Origin of the sequence: Microbacterium sp. (assembly GCF_029263575.1) — a bacterium.
Lineage (GTDB): Bacteria > Actinomycetota > Actinomycetes > Actinomycetales > Microbacteriaceae > Microbacterium.
The window spans coordinates 1-23,701 of sequence record NZ_JAJUFV010000011.1; the positions used below are offsets into that span (position 1 = coordinate 1).

The following is a 23,701-nucleotide window of genomic DNA, read 5'->3' on the forward strand; positions in this document are numbered from 1 at the left end:
AAGACGCTCATCAAGGACCTCGACATCTCGAAGCCGGTCTACGTCGAGGCGATCAAGGGCCTGCCGCTCGAGAAGGACCTGATCGTCGACATGGAGCCGTTCTTCGCGGCGTTCCGCGAAGTGCAGCCGTTCCTGCAGGCGCGCTCCGCGCCGGAGAAGGGCAAGGAGCGCCATCAGACGATCGCCGAGCGCGAGCGCTTCGACGACACGACGAAGTGCATCCTGTGCGCCGCATGCACCTCGTCGTGCCCGGTGTTCTGGACCGACGGGCAGTACTTCGGTCCGGCCGCGATCGTCAACGCGCACCGTTTCATCTTCGACTCGCGCGACGACAACGCTGATGTGCGCCTCGACATCCTCAACGACAAAGAGGGCGTGTGGCGGTGCCGTACGACCTTCAATTGCTCGGAGGCCTGCCCCCGCGGCATCGAGGTCACCAAGGCGATCGCCGAGGTCAAGCAGGCTGTCCTTCGCGGCAAGCCCTGATCTGAAGCGTTTTCGACGACGGCCCCCGCCCTGGATAGGGTGGGGGCGTGTCTGTGTCCGAGTCCGCTGAAGCCGAGGCATCCGACCGCGGCCGACTCGACGCCGCCGTCGAGAAGGCGACGAAGATCACCAAACGCACGCTGGCGCTGTTCCCGGTGCGTGTGTGGCGCCATTTCCTGCAGAACAACGGCTTTCTGCTCGCCGCTGGCGTGAGTTATCAGGCGCTGTTCGCGATCTTCGCCGCGATCTACTTGGCCTTCGCGATCACGGGCCTCTGGCTGGGTGGCAGTCAGGATGCCGTGGATGCCATGATCAACGTGATCAACGGCTACATCCCTGACCTCATCAACCCCGACAGCGAGTTCCTCAAGCCGGCGCAGGTGTACGAGATCGTCGCGCGCACGACCGGTGTGCTGAGCATCACCGGCCTTGTCGCGGTGGCCGTGCTGGTGTGGACCGCGATCGGCTGGGTCACCTTCTCGCGCCGTGCGGTGCGCGATATCTTCGGCCTTCGCCCCGACGGCCGCAATTACGTATTTCTGAAGGCGCGCGATCTGCTCGCAGCGCTGCTGTTCGGCCTGTCGTTGATTCTCGGGTCGATTCTGAGCTCGGTCAGCGGTCGGGTGCTGAGCTGGCTGCTGGCGCAGCTGGGATGGGATGCCGGATCAGCCGGCGTGAACGTGATGATCCGCGTCGGGACGATCCTCGTCTCCTTCGTCGTGCTCTCCGGTGCCCTGGCGGCGATGGTGCGATTCCTCGCCGGAACCGCGCTGCAGTGGCGCACGATCTGGCCCGGTGCTCTGCTGGGCGGCGCCGCGATGACCGTGCTGCAGTTCGGCGCGGGGTATCTGCTGAGCTACACACCCACCAATCCGCTACTGGCGACGTTCGCGATCTTCATCGGGCTGCTGCTGTGGTTTCGGGTCAATGGCGTGGTGATGCTGGTCGCCGCCGCATGGATCGCTGTGACGGCGCGAGATCGCGACGTGCCTCTCACCGAGCAGCAACGCCGCGAAGCCGCGCACAATGCGCAGCTGCAGAAGGCGCGCATCCGGCTTCGACAGGCCGTGCGACAGCGCGATGAGGCACCCTGGTATCGCCGCTGGCAAGCCGGCAGAGCAGTGAGCGCTGCGGCGACGGATCTGGCGCGACTGAAGGCCTCGGCATCCGATGTCGATGGCCCTCGTTAGGCTGGATGCATGCCGCATCTTCGCATCGCTTCAGTCAATGTCAACGGAATCCGCGCGGCGGTCCGCAACGGAATACACCGCTGGCTCGACAGCGCCGACGTCGACATTCTGACCCTGCAAGAGGTTCGCGGACAGGACGAACACCTCGAGGCCGCCCTCCCTGGCTGGCACATCGTGCACGACGAGGCCACAGCGAAGGGCCGTGCCGGCGTGGCGATCGCAAGCCGTACCCCGGCGCTGGCACACCGCACGACCTTCGGCGCCGAAGATTTCGACTCGAAGGGACGGTGGATCGAGGCAGACTTCCAACTCGGTGACCGTCCGCTCACCGTCGTCAGCGCCTACGTTCACACCGGCGAAGCAGATACGCCGAAGCAGGACGAGAAGTGGAAGTTCCTCGATGCCTTCGGACTGCGTCTGGCCGAGTTGAACGAGAACGATGCCCTGGCGCTCGTGACCGGTGACCTCAACGTCGGCCATCGCGAGTTCGACATCAAGAACTGGCGCGGCAACCGCAAGAAGTCCGGCTTCCTCCCCCGTGAACGCGCCTACTTCGATCGCTTCCTCGGTACAGCCGGTGACGAGATCACCGGTGTCGACGGATCCGTGGGCACCGGCCTGGGCTGGATCGATGTCGGTCGGCGCGCGCATGGCGATGTCGACGGGCCCTACACCTGGTGGTCGATGCGCGGTCAGGCCTTCGACAACGACACCGGTTGGCGCATCGACTATCACCTGGCTACGCCGGCTCTCGGCCAACGTGCGTCGAACTACCAGGTGGCGCGAGCTGCCAGCTACGCCGAACGCTGGAGCGATCACGCTCCCGTCATCGTCGACTATTCGTACTGAGCGTCGCCTGCTGCGGTGACGGCCAAGCATTCCCGGGGGCTGCCTCTAGGATTGATGCTGTGAAGAAACCTCGTCTCTACTCAGGAATGCAGCCGTCCGCCGATTCTCTCCAGATCGGTAACTACATCGGAGCTCTCCTGCAGTGGCGACAGCTGCAGACGTCGTACGACGCGTTCTTCTCGGTCGTCGACCTGCACGCCCTGACCCAGCCGAACAACCCGGAAGAGCTGCGCGAGAAGACGCGTCGCACGGCTGCGCAGTACATCGCTGCCGGTATCGAGCCGTCGCAGTCGACGCTCTACGTGCAGTCTCACGTTCGCGCGCACGCCGAGCTCGCATGGGTGCTGAGCACCATCACCGGCTACGGCGAAGCCGGGCGCATGACGCAGTTCAAAGACAAGTCAGCGCGCTACGGCACGGACTCCACGAGCGTCGGCCTGTTCACGTATCCCGTGCTGATGGCCGCCGACATCCTGCTCTACCAGAGCGATGTCGTCCCCGTCGGTGACGACCAGAAACAGCACGTCGAGCTCACCCGCGACCTCGCCGAGCGCTTCAACAAACGATTCGGAGAAGCGTTCACGGTTCCGATTCCGGTAATCCAGAAGGACACCGCCCGCATCTACGATCTGCAGAACCCGACGTCGAAGATGTCGAAGTCGGCCGAGAGCGACGCCGGCGTGCTGTGGATGCTCGATGACCCGGCGAAGTCGGCGAAGAAGATCATGCGCGCGGTCACCGACAACGAGGGTGTCGTGCGTTTCGACCGCGAGAACAAGCCCGGCGTCTCGAACCTGCTGACGATCTATGCGGCACTCACCGGCCGGCAGATCGCCACGATCGAAGACGAGTACGCCGGTCGCGGCTACGGCGACTTCAAGAAGGGGCTCGCCGAGGTCGTGGTCGCTGAGTTCGAACCGGTGCGTGGCCGTGCGCTCGAACTGCTCGACGACCCGGCAGAGCTCGACCGCATCCTCGCCGCCAACGCCGCCCGCGCCGACGCCGTCGCCGATGCGACTCTCGCCGATGTCTATGAGAAGGTCGGTCTGCTGCGCCGCGTGTGACCATGGTGAAACGCGCTGCCCGTAGGATGGGGGCGTGACCGATCCGCAGCTTCCGCCGCCCGCGCCGTATGGCTCCGTTCCACCCGTGCCTCCGGCACCGATTAACGACGCTGTTCCGCAGCCCCCGGCGCCCGCCGCAGCTCCCGCCGCGCCCGGCTATCCGGCGCCCGCGCCCGCGCCCGGGTATCAGGCTCCTCCCGGAGCCTATGCGGCGCCCGTCGGGGGCTACGCCGCTCCCACGGGTGCGTACCAGGCGCCCGCTGCACCGGTGACGCCGAAGTCGGCGATGCTGGGCATCATCGCGTTCGTGCTGGGCATCGTCGCGGCCGTTGTCGCTCCTATTCTCGGCGGCGTCTCGGCGTACCAGGTCGGTTTCGGCCTGCCGACGGTCGTGCAGTACATCGACTCCTCGGGCGATGATCTGTCTTTCCTCGCACCCGTGCGCGATCAGGTGCTGCTGGGTGAGATCGGCGCCTGGTCCGGCACGATTGCGGGCATCGCCGCGATCGTGCTCGGGATCATCGCGATCGTGAAGCGTCAGGGGCGCGGTTGGGGTATTGCCGGCCTGATCCTCGGCGTGATCGCCCCGATAATCTTTTTCGTCGTGCTCAGCGTGATGCTCGGCATCGGCACGGGTGCGGGTGCCACGAGCTACTACGGCGCATAAGCTTATGCGCCACGCGGAGCGTGATGCTTCTGCTGGGCGGCCAGCAGCCCGTCCGAGACGAGCAGCTCAACCGCATCCGCGCTGTCGCTGACGAGAATTCCCAGGGTCTTACGCTCTGCTGCGGCGAACGGTGACAACACCCAGTCCGCGGCGTCCTGGCGCACGGACGGGCGGCCGATGCCGACACGCACACGCGGAAAATCAGCCGTGCCGATCGCACGGGCGACATCACGCACACCGTTATGTCCGCCATGCCCGCCGCCGATCTTCAACTTGAGGGTATCGAACGGAATGTCGAGCTCGTCGTGCACGATCACGGTTCGCTCAGCGGGAACGGAATAGAAACGCGCGAGTGCGGCGACCGGCGTGCCCGAGACGTTCATGAATGAATTCGGCTTGGCAAGGACCATCTTGTCGGCGCCGGGGCGCACCCACGTCTCGACCACGCGCGCACCCGCCTTGTGCTCGCGAAAGCGCTCACCGCGGCGATCTGCCAGCTCATCCACGACGAACTGACCGACGTTGTGACGAGTCGCCTCATAGCGCGGACCCGGATTTCCGAGTCCGACGATCAACCAGGTATCGACCATGAATGCCCTGCCTCTCGAACGTCGCCAGGATACGGCAGAGGGGACGCGAAGTGCTCGCGTCCCCTCTGCCGGATGAAGCGGAGATTACTCGGCAGCGGCCTCTTCGGCAGGCGCCTCAGCAGCCTCGCCCTCAGCGGCTTCCTCTGCGTCGTCGGCGACCTCAGCGGCCGGAACCGACACAGCCAGCAGCAGCAGGTCGGGCTCATCCAGCAGCGTCGCGCCCTTCGGCAGGACGACGTCGCCAGCGGTGATGTGAGCGCCCTCTTCCAGCCCCTCGACCGAAACCTCGAGGTGCTCGGGGATGTCGGTGGCGGCCACCTCGAGGCGGATGGTGTTGACGTCGATCGTGACGATCGTTCCCGAGAAGGAGGTGCCGGTGGTGTAGATCGGAACCTCGACGTGAACCTTCTCACCCTTCTTCACCACGAGCAGGTCGACGTGCTCGATGATCTGCTGCACCGGGTCACGCTGAACGTCCTTGACGAGAGCGAGCTGCTCTTTGCCCTCGATGTCGAGGTCAAGCAGAGCGTTGGCGCGACGGATGATGAGCGAGACCTGGTGGCCAGGCAGCGCGATGTGCACCGGGTCGGTGCCGTGGCCGTAGATGACGGCGGGGATCTTGCCGGCGGCGCGCAGGCGGCGGGCGAAGCCCTTACCGAACTGCTCGCGAATCTCGGCGTGGACCTTGGTGTCCTCAGACATGGATTCTCCTTCTAGCACACGGCGAATCGTCGCTGTGTGGTGGTCTTCTGGTCGGTGTCTCGGACGCAGACGTGCGAAAAAACCACATGGCTTGATTCGCCGCGTCGATAACGGATGCAGCGCTCAGGAAGCATCCCTCGCCGAGGAACAGCTCTATCGTACCGGATGAGCCGGTAGGCTGGAACACAGCTTTGTCCCCTTTGCAGAATATGGAGTCCGGCATGCTCGATGGCGCCTTCCTCTCACACGTCCTCTTCTGGTTGATCGGCGCGATGAGCGTGGGGGCTGTCGCGCTCATGACAGGTGCGCTCTTCGCGATGGGCCGCACGGGCTACCGCAAGGACTGACGCGCCGCATGCCGTAACGCACGAACCGCGCGTATCGGCATCCCGGTAACCTGAAACTGCCCGTGCGGTCACTCCTGCGTGGGCATATCCCCCACGGAAGGTGCATCAATGTCCTCTGCCGCCTCGGCAAACATCGGAGTCGTCGGACTCGCCGTCATGGGTTCGAATCTCGCCCGCAACCTCGCCAGCCGCGAGGGCAACACCGTGGCGGTCTTCAACCGCAGCTTCGAGAAGACCCGGACGCTGCTGGACGAGCATCCCGAAGCCGGTTTCATCTCGGCGTCGTCGTATCAGGAGTTCGCTGACAGCCTGCAGAAGCCGCGCACCGCGATCATCATGGTCAAGGCAGGCAAGCCGACGGATGCCGTGATCGACTCTCTGCTCGAGGTCTTCGAGCCCGGCGACATCATCGTCGACGGCGGCAACGCGTACTTCCCCGACACGATTCGACGCGAGAAGGCCGTGCGCGAGACGGGTGTGAACTTCGTCGGCGCCGGCATCTCCGGTGGCGAAGAGGGCGCGTTGACCGGGCCGAGCATCATGCCCGGCGGCTCGGATGAGTCCTGGGTCACGCTCGGACCGATCCTGAAGTCGATTGCCGCGATCGCCGAGGGCGAGCCGTGCGTCACCCACGTCGGCCACGACGGTGCCGGGCACTTCGTCAAGATGGTGCACAACGGCATCGAATACGCCGACATGCAGCTCATCGCCGAGGCGTACGATCTGATCCGCCGCGGAACGGGCAAGTCTCCCGCCGAGATCGCCGACATCTTCGCCGAGTGGAACGCGGGCGAGCTCGAGTCCTACCTGATCGAGATCACCGCTGAGGTGCTCCGCCAGGTGGATGCCGCGACCGGCAAGCCGCTGGTCGATGTCATCCTCGACCAGGCGGGCGCCAAGGGCACCGGTGCGTGGACCGTGCAGACGGCTCTCTCCCTCGGTGTCCCCGTCTCGGGTATCGCCGAGGCGACTTTTGCCCGTTCGCTGTCCAGCCACCCGGAACAGCGCGCCGTCGCGGTGAACCTGCCCGGCCCGTCGACGGGCTCACGGGCCGACGGCGAGTTCTCCGTCGACGATGTCGACGCGTTCATCGAAGACGTCCGCCTCGCGCTGTACGCATCGAAGATCGTGGCCTACTCGCAGGGCTTCGACGAGATTCGCGCCGGCGCCGCCGAGTACGGTTGGGACATCGACCTCGGCGCGATCTCGAAGATCTGGCGCGGCGGATGCATCATCCGCGCCCAGTTCCTCAACCGCATCGCCGATGCCTACGACGAGACGCCCGACCTGCCGGTGCTGATGACCGCTCCTTACTTCGCTGAGGCATTCGACCGCGCCCAGGCGTCCTGGCGCCGTGTCGTCGTCGCCGCCGCGACCGCGGGGATCCCCGCTCCGGCGTTCTCGTCGTCGCTGTCGTACTACGACGGCATCCGCGCCGATCGCCTGCCCGCCGCGCTCGTGCAGGGCCAGCGCGACTTCTTCGGCGCCCACACCTACAAGCGCATCGACAAGGACGGCACCTTCCACACGCTGTGGTCGGGCGACCGCACCGAGATCGAGGCTGAAGACACGCACTGACGCCGGCGCGTCACCACGCTGACGGGTCCGTCACCACTCGGCGACGGACCCGTCAGCGTGTCGCCAGATGGGGTTCTGCCACCTCGTCCATCGCGATGCGGCCTGGCGGACGGCGCTCTCATCGATCTCGATACCGAGACCGGGGCCGGTGAGCCGTTCGAAGTTGCCGGCGACGAATTTCAACGGCTGCGTGTCGAGAACGTAGTCGAGCACTTCGGCTCCTTGGTTGTAGTGGATTCCGATCGACTGCTCCTGGATGAGATAGTTCGGCGTCGCGAAGGCCACCTGCAGGCATGACGCGAGCGCGAGCGGTCCGAGTGGACAGTGCGGCGCGATCACAGCGTCGAACGTCTCGGCGAGCGCCGCGATCCGACGCACCTCGCTGATTCCACCGGCGTGTGAGAGATCGGGCTGCGCGATGGCGATGCCGGCCTGCAGCACCGGTAAGAACTCCTGCCTGCTGTACAGTCTCTCCCCTGTCGCGATCGGCGCGGTCGTGGCTTCCACCATGCGACCGATCACGTGTGAGTTCTCGGGCACGACCGGCTCTTCGATGAAGAGCGGATGCAGCGGCTCCAGCAGCGGCGCCAATCGGCGTGCCGTGGCCAGGGTGAACCGGCCGTGCAGATCAACGGCGACGTCGCGCTCCGGGCCGAGCACCTCGCGAGCGCTCTCGACACGTGCCACGACGCCCGCGATCTCAGCCGCCGAGGCGCCTCGCCCCATTCTGCCGGAGGCGTTCATCTTCACAGCGGTGAGCCCCACCTCCAGCTGAGCCGAGATGTGATCGGCGACCTCTGCCGGATCGTCACCGCCGACCCAGCCATAGGCTCGGACGCGATCGCGAACCGCGCCGCCGAGCAGGTCATGCACAGGAACGCCGAGACGCTTGCCCTTGAGATCCCAAAGGGCCTGGTCGACTCCCGCCACGGCGCTGGCGAGCACCGGCCCCCCGCGGTAGAACTGACTCTTGGTGAGTACCTGCCAGTGATCCTCGATGAGACCGGGGTCACGCCCGACGAGGTAGTCCGCGAACTGATCGACGGCGGCTCGCACCACGTCCGCGTAGCCTTCCAGCGACGCTTCCCCCCACCCGACGAGACCGTCGGTGGTCTCGATGCGCACGAACAGCCATCGGGGTGCGACAGGGAACGACTCGATGCGTGCGATGGTAATGACGGTCATGACAGTTCCCTCGTGGAGGCAAGGTCGGCGACGATGTCGGCGACGATCTCGTCCGGTGCAGGCTCGGCGCTGAGGCGAACTCCTCGTTCATCATCGCCGAGCGGTTCGAGCATGTCGTACTGCGATTGCAGCAGAGTCGGCGGCATGTACTCGTGCGTGCGTGCCATGATGCGCTCACGGACGAGCTCGATAGGAGCCCACGGTTCGACGAGATAGAGTGCTGGAGCGTGTCGACGAAGCACATCTCGGTAATCACGACGAAGTGCCGAGCACGCCACGACAATACCCGTGTCCGCGGCATCTGCGAGCACCTGTCCGACAGCGGCCAGCCACGGAGCGCGGTCGGCGTCGGTCAGGGGCGTTCCAGAGGCCATCAGCTCGATGTTGCGCGCGGGATGCAACGAGTCGCCGTCGACGAACTCCACGCTGAGCCGTTCGGCCAGCAGGGCCCCGATCGTCGATTTGCCGACTCCTTGCACTCCCATCACGGCGATGGGAACAACGGATCTGTGCGTCATCCGTCAGCCCTTCGTAGCCCCGGCGGTCAGCCCGGAGACGATGTAGCGCTGAGTGAACAGCGCGATGAGCATGATGGGTGTTGTCACGACGACGGATGCCGCCATGAGCGCGCCCCAGTCGATCGAGGCGTATCCGATGAAGTCGAAGATCGCCACCGGGAGGGTCTTGGTGGAGTTGCCCGACAGCACCAGAGCGAACATGAAGTTGTTCCAGCTGAAGATGAACGAGAGGATCGTCGCCGTCGCGATGCCGGGCACCGACAGCGGCAGAGTGATCCGGAAGAACGCGCCGATCGCTGTCAACCCGTCCACCTGCGCGGATTCCTCGAGCTCTTCGGGCAGCTGATCGAAGAACGACATCATGATGTAGAGGATCAGCGGCAGCGAGACGAACATGTGCGACAGGATCAGCGGCAGGTATCCGCCGGTCATCTTCAGCTGGGCGAAGATGAAGTACCACGGCACCAGCAGGCTGACACCGGGGATGATGCGCGCGAGCAGAACGGCCATCGCCGACTTGTTCATCAGGAACCTGCTCATGGCATAGGCCGCAGGAAGAGCGAGCACCATCGACAGCGCCGTGGCCATGAAGGCGACGAAGAACGAGTTCCAGATGTAGACGAGGTAGTTGCCGCGCCGCGGATCGAAGACCGTGTCGTAATTGTCCAGCGTCGGCTCGAAGATGAACGCTTTGGATGCGTCATAGATCTGCACGTTGTATTTGAAGCTGGCCAGCACCATCCACAGGATCGGCCCGAGAAACGCCAGCACGATCAGCGCGATGCCGATGGCTCTGCCCACCGATCCGGCACGGATCTTTCGGCGCCGCGGCGGAAGTGGGGCTCGCCCGCCCGTGACGAGACTGTGCGTATCGGTCATCGTCGTCATGAGTCCTTGACCTTTCTCTGCATCTGGAGGACCCAGATCACGGCGAGGATGATGAGGAAGAACAGGAGCAACACCGCCGAGGCCACCCCGTACTCGTTGTAGTCGAAGCTCAGCCCGTACGCGTAGATGTTGAGCGTCTCGGCGTCGTGGAATGCCCCGCCTCCTTTGCCCTTGGTGGCGTAGATCAGATCGAACGTCTTCAGCGCGTCGATACCGCGCAGCAGCACCGCAGCCACGATCACGCTGCGCATGAGCGGCACCGTGACGTACCAGAACCGCTGCCAGCCGTTCGCTCCGTCGACCTTCGCCGCCTCCTGCGGTTCGTCGGAGAGCCCCGTGAGACCGGCGAGCAGAATGAGCGCCACCATCGGCGTCCACTGCCAGACATCCACGAAGACCAGTGTGGCGAGAGAGGTGGAAGGATCAGCCAGCCAGGGCTGCGCTGGGATGCCCACCCAGCTGAGCATCTCGTTGATGAAGCCGATGTTGGGCTCGAACAGCAACCGCCACATCATTCCGACAGCGACGGGCGTCGCCACGAGCGGAAGCAGAATGATCGTTCGCACGGCGCCCTGCCCGCGAAACGGCTTCCACAGCAGCAGGGCGATGATCATCCCGAGAATGAGCTCGAACACGAGCGCGCCGCCAGTGAAGGCGAAGGTGCGCCATACCGCCGGCCAGAACCGCTCGGTGTCAGTGAGCACCTGCGCGTAATTCTCCAGTCCGTTGAAGTCGAACTTCCGGCGGACCGAACGTTTGGCGTCGGTGACGCTGAGAAACAGAGTCCAGCCGAGGGGAATGGCCAGCAGCAGGACGGTGAACGATATCGCCGGCGCGGCAAAAAGCCACTTGCGGTGCCGGTTGGACCAACGACTGAAGCGCTCGCGCGCGCCGATCGTCTGTGGGCTGTGTAGTGCAGTCATAAACGCATCCGTGAGTGTGAGCCGTCGCCGCCCCGGATCACGAGCGGGGCGGCGACGGAAGGAAAATCGACTACTCGGAGTCCTCGAGCAGGAACGCGTCGAAGCTCTCGTTCGCGCTGTCGACGGCGGCGTCCACATCGCCACCGGCTATTGCTTCGACGATCGGCTCACCGACCATCTCGCGCGCCTGAGCGACCTGGAACACCAGCGGGCGGTCCTGGCCGACGCCGTTCTCACCGTTGGTCTTGATCGCCTCGATGAGCTCAGCCGGGTAGTCAGCCGTGGCATCCGTGTCTTCCCACACCGACGTGCGAGCGCCCATGACCCCGAGCGTCGACATCTCGAGAGTGATCTCCTTCGACGTCGCCCACTTGATGAACTGCCACGCGGCGTCTTTGTTGGCCGCGGTCTCATTCATCGCCAGCGCCCACGCTGCCACGTTGTACGGTTTGGAACCGGCATCTCCTGCAGGGAACGGCGCGAAGCCGACCTGATCCGAGACCGTCGACTGCGTCGGATCGGTCATGTTCTTGTAGAGGCTGTCGGCATCGGCGATGAACGCCGCCTGCCCCTGCTGGAACACGGCGAACGCCTCGGGCCAGCTCATCTCGGGGTTGATGGTGGCGTCGGTGTGCTCGCTGATGAGGTCGCCGTAGAACTTGTAGGCGCTGCGCGCCTCGTCGCTTCCGATGGCTGAGGTGCCGTCATCGTTGATCCACTGGCCGCCCGAGCTGAACAGGAAAGCGCTGAACTGCGTCACCGCCGCAGACTTTCCGGTGCGGCCGATGTACCCGGCGATGTCTGGGTGCAGCTCGTGCACGGCCGCGGCCGCGGCCTCGAGCTCTTCCAGCGTCGTCGGAACTTCGACGCCCGCCTCCTCAAGGAGATCCTTGCGGTAATAGAGCACCGTGCGTTCGGTGATGATCGGAACGCCGACGACCATCTCGTCATAGGTGGTCAGCGACGCCGGCCCGCTCTGGAAGTCAGACCAGTCCCAGTCGGCATCCCCCTCGACGAGCTCGGCCATATCGGCCAGGTAGCCGTTGCTGGCGAACAGCTTGTTCTCCTGCAGCGGACGATACATCAGCACGTCGATCTCATCGGTGCCCGCATTGAGCTTGACGTTGTACTGATCGGAGAGCTGATCTTCGGCGAGCTGACTGATCTCGACCGTTGCACCGGTAGCCTCTTCGAACTCGGGGATGAGCTCTTTGATCGTCTCTGTCCAGACGTGATTGGCGAGGGTGACGCGAATGGTCTCGCCTTCGATTCCGGCGTTCTCGTCGACGTCGCTGCCGCCCGAGCTGCAGCTGACGAGCGCGCCTGCGACGACTGCTGTTGTTGCCGCCGCGATGAAGCGGGCGGTCTTGGATCCGTACTTCACTGTGACTCCATCCTGAGCCGCGCTTCTTCGTGCTGGCTCCTGGTGCAGGTGTTCCATTACATCTGCTCAGTGATCAAGCTAGTGACTATAAGTCATACTTATCAAGTCCTTTGGCCAAAAAGATATGCTCGTCCGTATGGCGACAGAAAAAGACCTCGACACGAGAACCGCCGCTCCCGCTCCGGTGAGCGCAACGGGCGATCTGCGCAACTTCGTGCTCGACGCTCTCGGCCGCGAGATCTGCGCGGGCGAGATTGCCCCGGATTCGACGTTCACGACCGAGTCGATCGAAGACCGCTTCCAGGTGTCGAGGCCGGTCGTACGTGAGGCCCTGCGCGGCCTGCAGACGCTCGGGCTGGTCACCCCGAAGCGTCGCGTCGGCGTGCGCGTGCTAGCCCTTCCGCACTGGAATGTGTACGATCTCCAGGTCATCCGCTGGCGGCTGGCAGGTCCCAGCCGGGTCGCGCAATTACGCTCGTTGACCGAATTGCGCGGCGCCATCGAGCCATCCGCCGCGCGGCTGGCCGCGATCCGTGCACCCCTGAACGAGGCGAGCGACCTGGTCGGTCTCGCCGGGCGCCTATGGGCCGCAGGCAAGCAAGGAGACTCCGAAGAGTTCCTCCGCCTCGACCTGCAGTTTCATCAGCTGATCCTGAAGCTCAGCGGCAACGAGATGTTCGCACAGTTGCACCACCTTGTCGAGGAGGTGCTGCGCAGCAGAACGCAGTACAACCTCATGCCGCAGTTCCCTGCGGCTGAGGCGCTGCAATGGCATGTCGATATCGCCACCGGCATTCAGACCGGCAATGCCGAGAAGGCCGCACAGTCGATGATCGCGATCACCGAGCGCGCGCTCGACGAGATGAGCTCGCTCTGGGACAGGGAAGGCTGATTCACAGATCGTGCATAGTGACCTCCATAGAAACTCCATAGGAGATTGATCACAATGGACGCATGACCCACGACCAGCCAGAACTGCATCGCCCCGACGGCTCGCCCCTGCGCATCCTCGCGGTGGACGACGAGCAGATGCTCACCGATCTGCTGGCGATGGCGCTGCGCATGGAGGGCTGGGAGGTGCGCACCGCGTCATCGGGCCTGGAAGCGCTTCAGGTCGCGCACGAGTTCGAGCCGGACGCGCTCGTCCTCGACATCATGATGCCCGATCTTGACGGGATGAGCGTGCTGAAGCGGCTGCGAGAGTCCGGAAACCTCGTGCCGGTGCTGTTCCTCACTGCCAAAGACGGCGTCGGCGACCGCATCGCCGGCCTCACCGCGGGCGGCGACGACTACGTGACGAAGCCCTTCAGCCTGGAAGAGGTCATCGCCCGCCTTCGCGCCGTCATCCGGCGGACCGGCCTCGCCGCAACGGACGAGGGCCAGTCGATTCTCCGTGTGGGAGACCTCACGCTCAACGAAGACAGCCACGAGGTCGAGCGCGACGGGACCGAGATCGAACTCACCGCGACCGAGTTCGAGCTGCTGCGCTATCTCATGCGCAACGAGCGGCGTGTGCTCTCGAAGGCACAGATCCTCGATCGCGTCTGGAGTTACGACTTCGGCGGAAAGTCCTCGGTCGTCGAGCTCTACATCTCGTATCTGCGTAAGAAGCTCGATGCCGGTCGCACTCCCCTGCTGCACACCGTGCGCGGTGTCGGATACATGATCAAGGCCCCGCAATGACACAGGCGGGGATGAAGCACCACCCGCTGACCCTTCAGACGCGGCTCATGGCCGCCGTCATCGGTTTCGTGTCGCTCATCCTCATCATCGTTGCCGTCATCACCAGCGCAACTCTCGGCACATCGCTGGAAGGACGCCTGAACGATCAGGTCAAAGCGAACGCCGAGCGCACCAGCTACCTCGTTGCGCAACAACAGCTCAGATCACCGGCGACCGGCGAGCCCGTCACCGCGCGCACCGCACTCGCCGGCGAGCGTTTCCAAGTCTCTGGTCTCCTGCTAGCCGTCTCTGTGCCTGAGGGAACCAGTGGGGTCGTCGCAACCCCCCGAGGCACGACCGATCTCACCCACGAGCAATTGCGCATCCTGCGCGACGCTGTCGAGACGTCCAACCACGCGGTCGTCAGTCTGCCGGGCGTCGGATCCTTCACCGTCCTCGTCCACAAGAGCGAAGACTTCGTCACGGTCACCGGTCTCCCCCGCGACGAAGTGCAGAGCACGATGGCTCAGCTGCTCACCGTGATCACGCTCACCACGCTCGGAGGGCTCATCCTCCTCGCGCTCACCACCGCGGTCACGATCAGCGTGAGTCTGCGTCCGCTGCGCGCGGTCGCAGGAACAGCCATGCGGGTCGCGAATCAGCCACTGGATCGTGGCGAGGTGAGCATCACCGAGCGCGTGCCAGCGGCAGAAGCCGACCCGCGCACCGAGACCGGGCTCGTCGGTGCGTCGCTGAACAAGCTGCTCGATCACGTCAACAACTCTCTGGCCGCACGTCAGAGCAATGAAGAGCGGATGCGTCGCTTCGTCGCCGATGCCAGCCATGAGCTGCGCACGCCGCTGGCTTCGATTCGCGGATACTCCGAGCTGTCGCTGCGCGACCAGGAGCTTCCTGATACCGCGCAGACCGCATTGGAGCGAATCCAGGCCCAATCATTGCGGATGACTCGGCTGGTCGAGGATCTGCTGCTGCTCGCCCGACTCGATGAGGGCCAAGAGCTCGTGCACGGTTCGGTCGATCTGACCCAGTTGGCGTTGGAAGGACTCGCCGATGCGCGACCGACGGCACCCGAGTACCGCTGGAGTGTCGATGTGTCGGAAGAGCCCACCATCGTGCTCGGAGACGCCGGCCGCCTGCACCAGGTCGTCGCGAATCTGCTCGCCAACGCCCGCACCCACACGCCCGCTGGTACCGAGATCACCTTGAGCGTCAGGCGCGAAGGCGACTGCGCCGTCATCCGTGTGCATGACAACGGCCCCGGGATCGAACCCGATGTGCGCGATGAGCTCTTCGCGCGCTTCGCGCGCGGTGACAGCTCGCGCGCACGTCAAACCGGCGGAACCGGGCTCGGCCTCGCCATCGTCAAGGCGATCGTGGAGGGCCACAGCGGATCCATAGACGTGGAGAGCGAACCCGGCAGCACCACCTTCACCGTACGGCTTCCGTTGTGGCCGGCCCCCGAACAGGCGACCCAAGCGGCTGGGTAAGCGCTGCCGTGCGCTGACGCTCAGTACCCGGCGAAGGCGTCGGTCGTGAGTGAGCGCGCCTTGTGCAGGGCTGGCGCGAGGTCAGCGATCAGTCGCGGTGGCCCCGAGATGAACGCATGGCGGGAAGCGAGGTCGGCGACAGCGCTCTCAAGGACCCGGGCATCCAGGCGCAGGCCCTCAGCCCACCGCCAATGCTCCGCGAGATCCGCCGGTGCATCCCGCGTGAACACGACCGTCGGAACGCCCGTCTCCTCCAGTTCGTCGCGGAACGCGAGCTCTGATGCCTCTGCAGCCACGTAGATCAGCACGACATCGCGCTGGGAGCCTTCGGCACGAAGCTGGCGCAGCTGCGAGACGAACGGTGTGACGCCGATGCCCGCTGCGACCATGAGCACCGGGGCGTCACCGCGCGGTAACACGAAGTCTCCCCAGGTACCCGTGACAGCCAGCACCGCACCGGGCTCGGCAGCCGCGAGCGCACGCTTGTAGCTGGAGGGATGTTTCTGATCACCGTTCTTATAGGCGATCCGCAGCGTCGGAAGATCAGCCGGAGCAGACACGATGCTGAACTCGCGGCGTGTGCCTCGTGCGTCCGGCCGATGGTGCGGAACGTCGAGTTCGAGGTACTGTCCGGGCAGGAACGAGAGCTTTCCTCGCGCCCGGAAGGTGAGCTCCTGCGCCGTCGGAGTGATGAACTCTCGCTTCTCGAGCGTCAGTCGCACTGAGCCCCGCACAGCAAAGGCGAAGGCCAGCAGGTTGCCGATCAGCAGTGCGCGCTCCTGGCCAAGCGTGAACAGCCCACCGACCATGATCGGCCAGCCGGCCAGCACGCCGACCAGCGCGGCGACAGAGAACTGCTGCCAGCGTCGTGGCGGGCTCGTCAGAGGCTCGGACACCATGAAGGCGCCAAGGAAGAGGAACGGCGTCTGCAGCACGGCAAACGAGATCGCCGCCGTCACATCGAAGGCGATCTCGAACTGCTGGGCTTGAACCGCCTGGCGGACGACGGCCGTTCCGATCGCGATCAGCACGAACACCAGCACGACGCGCACCTTCTCCGTGCGCCACAGCACGATGAGCCCGAGCACCGCGACGGGAATCGCCATCGATCCTGTGCCGATCCACCACGATGACGAGGTGCCGAGCCGCTCGAAAGCACCGAAGGATCCGACGACCGATACAATGGCTGCACCGAAGGCGGCCGGGTTCACAATGTGCCGACCGCGCCAGACGATGAGGTACTTCGAGATGCTTGCCAGGGCGCCCGCGAGCGCGAGCCCGGCCAGCGCAGCAGGAGCCAACCCCGGTCGCATCACGAACAGCAGGATCAGCGCGGTGACGAGAGACGATTCCACACGCCAGGGCAGATGCAGCAGGCGCTGAACACCGGCGTCGACCAGGGAGATGACCACGGCCAGCACGGCGAACGACGCGAGGATCTCGAGCGGCGACGGCGAGACGATGACGCCGAACATCGACAGGATGAGGGCGATCAGCGCCAACGCCACGAGCGAGAAGAGCACCAGCCGGTACATCGAGATCGTGCCGAGAACAGCGAGCACGCGCGAGCGCATGGCGGCGAACGAGAACATCACAGAGACAACTCTTCCCTATCCGCGAGAGGCCGGGGCCGTGAACAGCTCGAACGGACAGTTTTCCGATCGCTGCGCGCGCCCGTCAGTGCTCATCCGCACCCATTCGACGCCCCAGCGGTGTGCGAGCTCGACGCCACCGTCGAAGAACAGCGCGGTGGCCGCGGCATCCGCCAACATGGCCGTGGGCGCAAGCGCCCACGTCGCCGCCCACGTCCTCACCGGGGCGCCCGTGCGCGCATCGAGCACGTGATGGATGCCGTCGCCCCACACGCGTCGGTTGATCGCAGAGGCGCACAGCGCCTGATCCACGACAGTCGCCACGCCGATCGCTCGGCTCGGGTCGAACGGATGCTCCAGCGCGATGCGCGCCTCCCCGCCACGCACGGCGATATCGCCACCGGCGTCGACCGTCACGTCTGCGGCGACAGCACCCAGCTCTGCGAGCACCAGATCGACCAGTCGCCCTTTGCCGAGCGCTCCGACATCGATCATCGCCGGGGATGTCAGTGTCAGCTGTTCATCCGTCCAGGTTGCGACCTCGGCCCAGTCACGAGGAGCGGGCCGCGCGGCACCGACGACGAAGGAATAGTCGGCGTCGTAGCCGAGTGCGGTGAGGCTCTCCCCCACCAGCGGATTGACCGCACCGTCGGTGGCTGCGTCGACCTCTCGATACGCGGCGAGCATCGGCGCAGCATCCGTGGAGCGAAGCGTCCCGCCCGATCGCGCCAGGCGCGACACGTCCGAATCGGCACGGAAGCGTGACCAGGTGCGGTCGAAATCGTCGATCACGTCGCCGATTCGCGCACGCGTGTGCGTGTCGAGGGGCCGTGCTGTCTCGATCTCCCAGCGTGTGCCGATCGCGTCGAAGGGCCACAGCGCCATCGCGACTACTTCGCCGCCTGCGATTTGATGTCTTCGACCGCGGCGTTGAATCCGCCGCTGGTCAGCGACGAACCGGCGACACGGCTCACATCGAGATCATCGATGGCGACACCGACGACCTCCTCGGCAATGCCGCTGATGAAAGCACCCTGGTACTGTTCGGTCTCCGGCGCCTGCGGGTCACCCTCGACAGTGACCTCGCTCACGACACCGGCTTCGAGCGTGACGGTCACCGAAATCTGCTCGACGGTCTCGGGCGTCTGGTACGAGCCATCGGCCGTGTACGTGCCGTCGTTGTACCCATCGACCGCAGCAGTGTCGCCTTCAGCGTCGGCGGCTCCAGAACACCCTGCCAGCACAAGAGCGCCGGCGAGGCCCGCAAGCGCGGCCCCTTTGCGGACAGGAGACGAAGCGGTCGCGCTGCTGATCATGCTGCGAGAGTAGAACGGGCCCCTATGCGGACGCTGAGATCACTACCCGGCGTCGAGCCGTACGCCTACGCGTCGCCGCCGAACATGCTGGTGACGGAGCCGTCTTCGAAGACCTCACGGATCGCTCGGGCCAGCAGTGGCGCGATAGGAAGGATCGTGAGCCCATCCCAACGGCGCGACTCGGTCAACGGGATCGTGTCAGTGACGACGACTTCGTCGATCGCCTCGTCTTGCAGCCGCTCGTTGGCCGGGTCGCTGAAGATCGCATGCGTCGCCGCGACGATGACGCGGTGTGCGCCGTTCGCTTTGAGCGCCTGCGCCGCTTTCACGATGGTCCCGCCCGTGTCGATCATGTCGTCGACGAGCAGACAGGTGCGACCCTCCACCGCGCCGACGATCTCGTGCACCGAGACCTGGTTGGCGACCTTCGGGTCACGGCGCTTGTGGATGATCGCCAGCGGTGCGCCGAGGCTATCTGACCAGGTGTCGGCGACGCGCACACGCCCCATGTCTGGGGAAACGACCGTCAAGATCTCGCGATCGGCAGCGCTCAGCGTGCGCTCGAAGTAGTCCAGCAGCACGGGCTTGGCGAACAGATGATCGACCGGACCATCGAAGAAGCCCTGGATCTGCGCGGCGTGCAGATCGACGCTCATGTCGGGGTCGGCGCCAGCGGTCTTGAGCAGGTCCGCGACCAGACGGGCGCTGATCGGCTCACGACCGCGGCCCTTCTTGTCTTGGCGCGAGTACGGGTAGTAGGGAGCGACGACGGTGATGCGCTTGGCCGATGCGCGCTTGGCGGCATCGATCATGATGAGCGTCTCTATCAGCCATTCGTTGACGGGCTCGCCGAAGGTCTGAACCAAGAAGAGGTCACAGCCGCGGATCGATACCTCGAAGCGCGAGTAGATCTCACCGGAGGCGAAGGTGCGGTGCTCGGTCGGGGCGATCTCGGTGCCGAGGCCCGCTGCGACGGCGGCGGTCAGCTCGGGGTGCGAGCGGCCGCCCGCGACGACGAGTCGCTTCTTCGTCTTGGCGATGATCCCCGGGGCTACGCCGTTTTCACGATCCAACTCAGTCGTCTTCTTCTTGCGCCCCATGACCTGCCTTACTCTGTGGCTCTGCCGGCCCGGGACGCCGCCTCTGCGGCGCCGGTTCCGGCCCGGTTCTTCTCGACCCACCCCTCAACATTTCGCTGAGGGGCGACGCTCAAGGCCAGGGCACCAGCGGGGATGTCTTTTCTGACCACCGCTCCCGCTCCGGTCTTCGCTCCGTCTCCGATTCTAACCGGCGCCACGAACACGTTGTGCGACCCGGTGTGAACCTCGTCACCGATCTCGGTGCGGTGCTTGACGAGGTCATCGTAGTTAGCCGTGATGGCTCCGGCGCCGATGTTGGCCCTCTCGCCGATCGTGGTGTCGCCGATGTACGACAGGTGCGGCACCTTGCTGCCCGCGCCGATCTGCGAGTTCTTCGTCTCGACGAACGTGCCGATCTTGCCACCGTCGGCGAGGACGGTGCCCGGGCGGATGTAGGCGAACGGTCCGACGTTCGTCTTTGTTCCGATCACGGCGAGGGTCGCGTCGGTGCGGCGGATGACCGCGTCTTCGCCGACCTCGCAGTCAACGAGCGAGGTGTCGGGACCGATCTGCGCGCCGGCAGCGACCACGGTCGCTCCCGCGATGTAGGTGTTGGGAAAGAGCGTGACATCGGGCGCCAGCTTGGCGTCGTCATCGATCCAGGTCGTCGCCGGATCGATGATCGTCACGCCCTCAAGCTGCCAGCGACGCACGATGCGCGCGTTGAGCAGCCTGCCCACCTCAGCCAGTTGGGCACGATCATTGACGCCGAACGTCACCGTGACATCCTTGACGACGGATGCCGCGACCTTCTGACCAGCCCGGCGCAGCAACGCGGGGACGTCAGTGAGATACTTTTCGCCCTGCGCGTTGTCGACCCCGATTGTCGGCAGGTGCTCGCGCAGCGCAGACGCACGGAACACATACATGCCGGCATTGATCTCGGCAACCGCGGCTTCGTCTGCCGTGGCATCCTTCTGCTCGACGATGCGGTCGACGTCGCCCTCAGCATCGCGAATCACGCGGCCGTACCCGGCCGGTTCGTCGACGACCGCCGTCATCAGGGTTGCCGCAGCGTCGGCTGCGCGGTGCTCGGCGATGAATGTCGCGAGCGTCTCAGCATCCGCCAGCGGGCAGTCTCCCGAGAGAACGAGCACGTCGCCGTCGAAATCGGGGATCGCATCGATCGCGACCTCGACGGCGCGCCCCGTGCCGGGCACGTCATCCTGATCGACGATCGTCGCGTCGGGGTACTGCTTCGCAAGCACATCGACGACCCGGTCACGGTCGTGCCGCACGACGACTTCGATGTGCTCGGCACCCAGACGGGATGCCGCGGTGAGAACGTGCCCGACAAGCGGGCGTCCGCTGATCGGATGCAGCACCTTCGGCAGTCGCGATTTCATGCGCGTGCCCTGGCCAGCGGCAAGAACGATGATCGCCAGCTTGTTCTCGGTCATGCTCCGCCGCCAGGACTCGAACCTGGACTTAACAGCTCCAAAGGCTGTCGTGCTGCCATTACACTACGGCGGACCGTGGCCGACCATACAGCCACGGATCAATTCTGCCATGCCCGAGGGAGAGGTCACTGACCGGTGGACGCCGGAGTAGTGTCCTCATATGAAATTGGAGAGCATCTGGCCGCTGTTCGGGCTCGAGATCGCCGCGCCGCGCATTGTCTTGCGCCCCGTCAGGGACGAAGACCTGCCCGGGCTCGCGCAGGCTGCCTTGGCTGGCGTGCACGAGCCTGATCGGATGCCTTTCGACCCGCCGTGGACCGATGCCGATCCTGCGGATCTGCCACGCAACCTCGCCGAGTTCCAGTGGAGTCGACGAGGCAAGGTGAGCGCCGCCGACTGGACCATCTCGTTTGCCGTCCACTTCGATGGCCGCATCGTGGGGGCCCAAGACGTTTCAGCGCGAGACTTCCCAGCCCGTCGGACCGTGAACACCGGCTCGTGGTTGACCGCATCCGTTCACGGTCAGGGCCTGGGCACCGAGATGCGTGCGGCGGTGTTGATGTTCGCCTTCGATGAGCTGGGCGCCGAGTGGGCGGAATCAGGCGCGAAGAGCTGGAACCAGGCATCCCTGGGCGTGTCGAGGAAACTGGGCTATGAGCTGAACGGTGTGACTCGTGTCGCCCCGCGCTCTGGCGAGCCGGTCGACGAGCAGCGTGTGCGCCTGGAGAAGACGGCTTTCGTACGACCGGATTGGGCGATCTCGACACGAGGAGCAGCGCCCGTGCTCGCACAGTTGAGGATACCGGTGCGCTAACCCTGCTCGGCCATCGAGCAGAACCGCTCGCAGACCGAGCGCGGCTACGCGAGATTCGTCATCAGGTCGGCCACGTCGCTCAGCACGGCATCACGCGAGCGCCCGTATTTGGCGAGCATCTCTTCGGGGGAACTGATGAGGGCCTTCCACAGCGCCCAGGCAGCCCGGAAGGTGCGGTTGTCCCACCCCTGATCTTCCACGGGGCGGATCGGCAACGTCGACCACTGAGGGAACTGCTCCGACACAAGCGAGCGAACCAGCGAAGAAGTGATCTCGTCGGAAGCGGCAGCCATCGCGTCAGCTTATTGGAGGACCCCGCGAGCAGTCGGGTTGATCCGCCACCCGCGACGCGCGAAAGATATCTCGGAGAGCATGACTGCGGCTACTGCGGAGCCGACAGAATCGTTCGATCAGATCGCGAGGGTCGCCCGCGAGGTGTTGCCAGGGATGAAGGTTCGCCGGGGCATGTTCTGGCGTTACACGGCGGTCTGGGTGAGGAGCATCGACTGACACTAGCCCCTATCGGATGCTCATAAATATTCGAGAATATATAAATCTGCCCTTGCGGCTTTCGAAGTTTTGTTCGATAATAGCACTATGCCCATCACAGCAGAACGGACGGATCCGGTTATCGCCGATGAGCGTCGTGCCGCCCCGCTCGATGAATGGGTCGATCTCGGGGCGCAGATCGCCGCGCTTGAGGCACGCCGCGCGACGGTGCTCGCCGAGCGTGCTGCGCTGCTCGCATACGAGACAGGGCCGACTGTCGCCTACAGCTCCATGGCGGAGCGATCGGCGATTGCAGAGTTTTCGGCGGCCGGCCACGTTTCGTCGCGATCGATGAGCCACCAGTTCGGCGTCGGCATCGCACTCGCGAACGAGTACCCCGAGACGCTTCGCGCGCTGAGTGAGGGGCGAATCAGCCGTCGTCACGCCGAGGTGATCCTGGAGGCCGCACCGCGCAACATCGACGACGCCGACGATGGCGGAGCGACACTGCGGGCCGCCTACGAGCGCGATGTCGTGCCGTACGCCTGCGGCACGACTCCCCCGCGCACACGGGCACATGCGCGGGCGGTAGCCGCAACGCTGCAGCCGGTGACGCAGGAAGAAGCTCATCGCGAAGGGCGGAAGGAGCGAGAGGTTCGTGTGCGTCCCACCGACGATGGCATGGCGCAGATGCTCAGCGCTATTCCTGAACTGCTGGCCTTCGCTATCTTCGATCGGCTGACGGCGATGGCCGCCGCGATGGATGACGACCGCACGATGGACCAGCGACGCGCCGACCTCTTCTGCGACCTGCTGCTGACCGCTGTGCCGTCGTCGGCCGTGGGAACCGATATGGAAGCATTCCGCCCGACAGTGCAGGTCACGATCGCGGCCAGCACGCTCGCCGGTCACGATGATCTGATGGCCGAACTCGACGGCGTTGGTCCGATCCACCCCGACCTCGTCCGCAGCCTGGCGGGGAACGCACCGAGCTTCACCCGGCTCTTTCTCGACCCGAGCGGCATGGTTACCAACGTCGACACCTACGTCCCCTCCAGCAGGATGAAGCGCTATCTGCGGGCCCGAGATCAGCATTGCCGGTTCCCCGGATGCCGGGCGAAACCCTCTCGGTGCGAAATCGACCACAACCACGATCGTGCTCTGGGCGGGGCTACGGCGCTGAACAACCTCGCTTGCTTCTGTTCGAGTCATCATCCACTCAAACATCCTGATGTCGACGCACGACATCGATGGACCGTCCGGCAACAGCCGGAAGGAACACTGATCTGGCGGAGCCCGCTCGGGCGCAAGTACATCGACAGCCCGGAACTGCGCGTGATGTTCGTGTAGAGCGTGATGTTCGTATAGAGCGCGCTCGTCGCGTAAAGCTTGTCACTCGTCGTGTAGAGC

At 65.1% G+C, this 23,701-nt stretch carries 25 protein-coding genes and 1 tRNA gene; 12 read left to right on the forward strand and 14 right to left on the reverse strand.

The window, feature by feature from the left end; all coding sequences use genetic code 11:
* The 5 genes from Q1J95_RS02220 to Q1J95_RS02240 all read left to right on the forward strand — a co-directional run.
* Positions 1-486 (forward strand): 4Fe-4S dicluster domain-containing protein (locus Q1J95_RS02220; RefSeq protein WP_300265640.1); only part of this gene is annotated, 486 nt, incomplete at its 5' end.
* 47 nt (positions 487-533) lie between these two features.
* Positions 534-1,676, forward strand: coding sequence for a YihY/virulence factor BrkB family protein (locus Q1J95_RS02225; RefSeq protein WP_300265641.1), 1,143 nt, complete (start codon positions 534-536; stop codon positions 1,674-1,676).
* 9 nt (positions 1,677-1,685) lie between these two features.
* Positions 1,686-2,525: an exodeoxyribonuclease III gene (locus Q1J95_RS02230; protein WP_300265642.1), complete on the forward strand. Its 840-nt coding sequence runs from the start codon at positions 1,686-1,688 to the stop codon at positions 2,523-2,525.
* Positions 2,526-2,584: 59 nt separating this feature from the next.
* Positions 2,585-3,589 (forward strand): tryptophan--tRNA ligase, encoded by a 1,005-nt coding sequence (gene trpS, locus Q1J95_RS02235; protein ID WP_300265643.1) that lies wholly within the window; start codon positions 2,585-2,587, stop codon positions 3,587-3,589.
* Between the two features lie 34 nt (positions 3,590-3,623).
* The gene (locus tag Q1J95_RS02240) at positions 3,624-4,256 is read left to right on the forward strand and encodes a hypothetical protein (protein ID WP_300265644.1); all 633 of its coding nucleotides are present in this window, start codon (positions 3,624-3,626) and stop codon (positions 4,254-4,256) included.
* Positions 4,257-4,258: 2 nt separating this feature from the next.
* On the opposite strand, the gene pth is transcribed toward Q1J95_RS02240, so the two are convergent.
* Both pth and Q1J95_RS02250 read right to left on the reverse strand, forming a co-directional pair.
* Positions 4,259-4,846, reverse strand: coding sequence for an aminoacyl-tRNA hydrolase (pth, locus tag Q1J95_RS02245; RefSeq protein ID WP_300265645.1), 588 nt, complete (start codon positions 4,844-4,846; stop codon positions 4,259-4,261).
* 84 nt (positions 4,847-4,930) lie between these two features.
* A complete protein-coding gene (locus tag Q1J95_RS02250) occupies positions 4,931-5,548 on the reverse strand; it encodes a 50S ribosomal protein L25/general stress protein Ctc (RefSeq protein ID WP_300265646.1) in 618 nt (205 codons plus the stop codon).
* 221 nt (positions 5,549-5,769) lie between these two features.
* On the opposite strand from Q1J95_RS02250, the gene Q1J95_RS02255 reads away from it, so the two are divergent.
* Positions 5,770-5,895 carry a hypothetical protein gene (locus tag Q1J95_RS02255; RefSeq protein ID WP_300265647.1) on the forward strand — a complete coding sequence of 42 codons (126 nt, stop codon included), beginning with the start codon at positions 5,770-5,772 and terminating at the stop codon, positions 5,893-5,895.
* A 108-nt stretch (positions 5,896-6,003) separates the two neighbouring features.
* Entirely contained in the window at positions 6,004-7,473 is a 1,470-nt protein-coding gene (gndA, locus tag Q1J95_RS02260) for an NADP-dependent phosphogluconate dehydrogenase (protein WP_300265648.1), read from the forward strand.
* Between the two features lie 30 nt (positions 7,474-7,503).
* Here gndA and dgoD read toward each other — a convergent pair whose 3' ends face one another.
* From dgoD to Q1J95_RS02285, 5 genes are all read right to left on the reverse strand, one after another.
* The gene (gene dgoD, locus Q1J95_RS02265; RefSeq protein WP_300265649.1) at positions 7,504-8,658 is read right to left on the reverse strand and encodes a galactonate dehydratase; all 1,155 of its coding nucleotides are present in this window, start codon (positions 8,656-8,658) and stop codon (positions 7,504-7,506) included.
* Complete coding sequence (locus Q1J95_RS02270; protein WP_300265650.1) at positions 8,655-9,176, reverse strand: gluconokinase; 522 nt, start codon at positions 9,174-9,176, stop codon at positions 8,655-8,657. Before Q1J95_RS02270 ends, dgoD begins: the two co-directional genes overlap by 4 nt.
* Before the next feature lie 3 nt (positions 9,177-9,179).
* Positions 9,180-10,064: a carbohydrate ABC transporter permease gene (locus tag Q1J95_RS02275; RefSeq protein ID WP_300265651.1), complete on the reverse strand. Its 885-nt coding sequence runs from the start codon at positions 10,062-10,064 to the stop codon at positions 9,180-9,182.
* A complete protein-coding gene (locus Q1J95_RS02280) occupies positions 10,061-10,987 on the reverse strand; it encodes a carbohydrate ABC transporter permease (protein WP_300265652.1) in 927 nt (308 codons plus the stop codon). The genes Q1J95_RS02275 and Q1J95_RS02280 overlap by 4 nt, the downstream gene beginning before the upstream one ends.
* A 70-nt stretch (positions 10,988-11,057) precedes the next feature.
* Positions 11,058-12,371 (reverse strand): sugar ABC transporter substrate-binding protein, encoded by a 1,314-nt coding sequence (locus Q1J95_RS02285; RefSeq protein WP_300265653.1) that lies wholly within the window; start codon positions 12,369-12,371, stop codon positions 11,058-11,060.
* Positions 12,372-12,507: 136 nt separating this feature from the next.
* On the opposite strand from Q1J95_RS02285, the gene Q1J95_RS02290 reads away from it, so the two are divergent.
* The 3 genes from Q1J95_RS02290 to Q1J95_RS02300 all read left to right on the forward strand — a co-directional run bounded on the left by Q1J95_RS02290 (position 12,508) and on the right by Q1J95_RS02300 (position 15,541).
* Positions 12,508-13,263 carry an FCD domain-containing protein gene (locus tag Q1J95_RS02290; protein WP_300265654.1) on the forward strand — a complete coding sequence of 252 codons (756 nt, stop codon included), beginning with the start codon at positions 12,508-12,510 and terminating at the stop codon, positions 13,261-13,263.
* Between the two features lie 62 nt (positions 13,264-13,325).
* A complete protein-coding gene (locus Q1J95_RS02295) occupies positions 13,326-14,054 on the forward strand; it encodes a response regulator transcription factor (protein WP_300265655.1) in 729 nt (242 codons plus the stop codon).
* The gene (locus Q1J95_RS02300; protein ID WP_300265656.1) at positions 14,051-15,541 is read left to right on the forward strand and encodes an ATP-binding protein; all 1,491 of its coding nucleotides are present in this window, start codon (positions 14,051-14,053) and stop codon (positions 15,539-15,541) included. Before Q1J95_RS02295 ends, Q1J95_RS02300 begins: the two co-directional genes overlap by 4 nt.
* Positions 15,542-15,561: 20 nt before the next feature.
* Here the strand turns inward: Q1J95_RS02300 and Q1J95_RS02305 are convergent, their stop codons facing one another.
* From Q1J95_RS02305 to Q1J95_RS02330, 6 genes are all read right to left on the reverse strand, one after another.
* Positions 15,562-17,133: an FAD-dependent oxidoreductase gene (locus Q1J95_RS02305; protein ID WP_300265673.1), complete on the reverse strand. Its 1,572-nt coding sequence runs from the start codon at positions 17,131-17,133 to the stop codon at positions 15,562-15,564.
* 18 nt (positions 17,134-17,151) lie between these two features.
* Positions 17,152-18,018 carry an FAD:protein FMN transferase gene (locus Q1J95_RS02310; RefSeq protein ID WP_300265657.1) on the reverse strand — a complete coding sequence of 289 codons (867 nt, stop codon included), beginning with the start codon at positions 18,016-18,018 and terminating at the stop codon, positions 17,152-17,154.
* A gap of 5 nt (positions 18,019-18,023) precedes the next feature.
* A complete protein-coding gene (locus Q1J95_RS02315; protein ID WP_300265658.1) occupies positions 18,024-18,449 on the reverse strand; it encodes a hypothetical protein in 426 nt (141 codons plus the stop codon).
* Positions 18,450-18,514: 65 nt separating this feature from the next.
* Positions 18,515-19,549, reverse strand: coding sequence for a ribose-phosphate diphosphokinase (locus Q1J95_RS02320; RefSeq protein ID WP_300265659.1), 1,035 nt, complete (start codon positions 19,547-19,549; stop codon positions 18,515-18,517).
* 8 nt (positions 19,550-19,557) lie between these two features.
* A complete protein-coding gene (glmU, locus tag Q1J95_RS02325) occupies positions 19,558-20,988 on the reverse strand; it encodes a bifunctional UDP-N-acetylglucosamine diphosphorylase/glucosamine-1-phosphate N-acetyltransferase GlmU (protein WP_300265660.1) in 1,431 nt (476 codons plus the stop codon).
* Between the two features lies 1 nt (position 20,989).
* Positions 20,990-21,061: transfer RNA gene (locus tag Q1J95_RS02330), tRNA-Gln, on the reverse strand.
* 87 nt (positions 21,062-21,148) lie between these two features.
* On the opposite strand from Q1J95_RS02330, the gene Q1J95_RS02335 reads away from it, so the two are divergent.
* Positions 21,149-21,802 (forward strand): GNAT family N-acetyltransferase, encoded by a 654-nt coding sequence (locus Q1J95_RS02335; protein WP_300265661.1) that lies wholly within the window; start codon positions 21,149-21,151, stop codon positions 21,800-21,802.
* Between the two features lie 44 nt (positions 21,803-21,846).
* On the opposite strand, the gene Q1J95_RS02340 is transcribed toward Q1J95_RS02335, so the two are convergent.
* Positions 21,847-22,095: a hypothetical protein gene (locus tag Q1J95_RS02340; protein WP_300265662.1), complete on the reverse strand. Its 249-nt coding sequence runs from the start codon at positions 22,093-22,095 to the stop codon at positions 21,847-21,849.
* Positions 22,096-22,399: 304 nt separating this feature from the next.
* Here Q1J95_RS02340 and Q1J95_RS02345 point away from each other — a divergent pair, with 304 nt between their 5' ends.
* Complete coding sequence (locus Q1J95_RS02345) at positions 22,400-23,641, forward strand: HNH endonuclease signature motif containing protein (RefSeq protein WP_300265663.1); 1,242 nt, start codon at positions 22,400-22,402, stop codon at positions 23,639-23,641.
* Positions 23,642-23,701 lie beyond the last annotated feature (60 nt).

Coding starts and splice junctions, on each gene's coding strand:
- Q1J95_RS02335 (WP_300265661.1), top strand. CDS start 21,149: ATGAAATTGGAGAGCATCTGGCCGCTGTTCGGGCTCGAGATCGCCGCG.
- Q1J95_RS02270 (WP_300265650.1), bottom strand. CDS start 9,176: ATGACGCACAGATCCGTTGTTCCCATCGCCGTGATGGGAGTGCAAGGA.
- Q1J95_RS02275 (WP_300265651.1), bottom strand. CDS start 10,064: ATGACGACGATGACCGATACGCACAGTCTCGTCACGGGCGGGCGAGCC.
- pth (WP_300265645.1), bottom strand. CDS start 4,846: ATGGTCGATACCTGGTTGATCGTCGGACTCGGAAATCCGGGTCCGCGC.
- Q1J95_RS02315 (WP_300265658.1), bottom strand. CDS start 18,449: ATGATCAGCAGCGCGACCGCTTCGTCTCCTGTCCGCAAAGGGGCCGCG.
- Q1J95_RS02305 (WP_300265673.1), bottom strand. CDS start 17,133: ATGTTCTCGTTCGCCGCCATGCGCTCGCGCGTGCTCGCTGTTCTCGGC.
- Q1J95_RS02320 (WP_300265659.1), bottom strand. CDS start 19,549: ATGGGGCGCAAGAAGAAGACGACTGAGTTGGATCGTGAAAACGGCGTA.
- Q1J95_RS02250 (WP_300265646.1), bottom strand. CDS start 5,548: ATGTCTGAGGACACCAAGGTCCACGCCGAGATTCGCGAGCAGTTCGGT.
- Q1J95_RS02295 (WP_300265655.1), top strand. CDS start 13,326: ATGACCCACGACCAGCCAGAACTGCATCGCCCCGACGGCTCGCCCCTG.
- Q1J95_RS02345 (WP_300265663.1), top strand. CDS start 22,400: ATGCCCATCACAGCAGAACGGACGGATCCGGTTATCGCCGATGAGCGT.
- Q1J95_RS02300 (WP_300265656.1), top strand. CDS start 14,051: ATGACACAGGCGGGGATGAAGCACCACCCGCTGACCCTTCAGACGCGG.
- Q1J95_RS02230 (WP_300265642.1), top strand. CDS start 1,686: ATGCCGCATCTTCGCATCGCTTCAGTCAATGTCAACGGAATCCGCGCG.
- glmU (WP_300265660.1), bottom strand. CDS start 20,988: ATGACCGAGAACAAGCTGGCGATCATCGTTCTTGCCGCTGGCCAGGGC.
- gndA (WP_300265648.1), top strand. CDS start 6,004: ATGTCCTCTGCCGCCTCGGCAAACATCGGAGTCGTCGGACTCGCCGTC.
- Q1J95_RS02310 (WP_300265657.1), bottom strand. CDS start 18,018: ATGGCGCTGTGGCCCTTCGACGCGATCGGCACACGCTGGGAGATCGAG.
- Q1J95_RS02290 (WP_300265654.1), top strand. CDS start 12,508: ATGGCGACAGAAAAAGACCTCGACACGAGAACCGCCGCTCCCGCTCCG.
- Q1J95_RS02255 (WP_300265647.1), top strand. CDS start 5,770: ATGCTCGATGGCGCCTTCCTCTCACACGTCCTCTTCTGGTTGATCGGC.
- Q1J95_RS02280 (WP_300265652.1), bottom strand. CDS start 10,987: ATGACTGCACTACACAGCCCACAGACGATCGGCGCGCGCGAGCGCTTC.
- dgoD (WP_300265649.1), bottom strand. CDS start 8,658: ATGACCGTCATTACCATCGCACGCATCGAGTCGTTCCCTGTCGCACCC.
- Q1J95_RS02340 (WP_300265662.1), bottom strand. CDS start 22,095: ATGGCTGCCGCTTCCGACGAGATCACTTCTTCGCTGGTTCGCTCGCTT.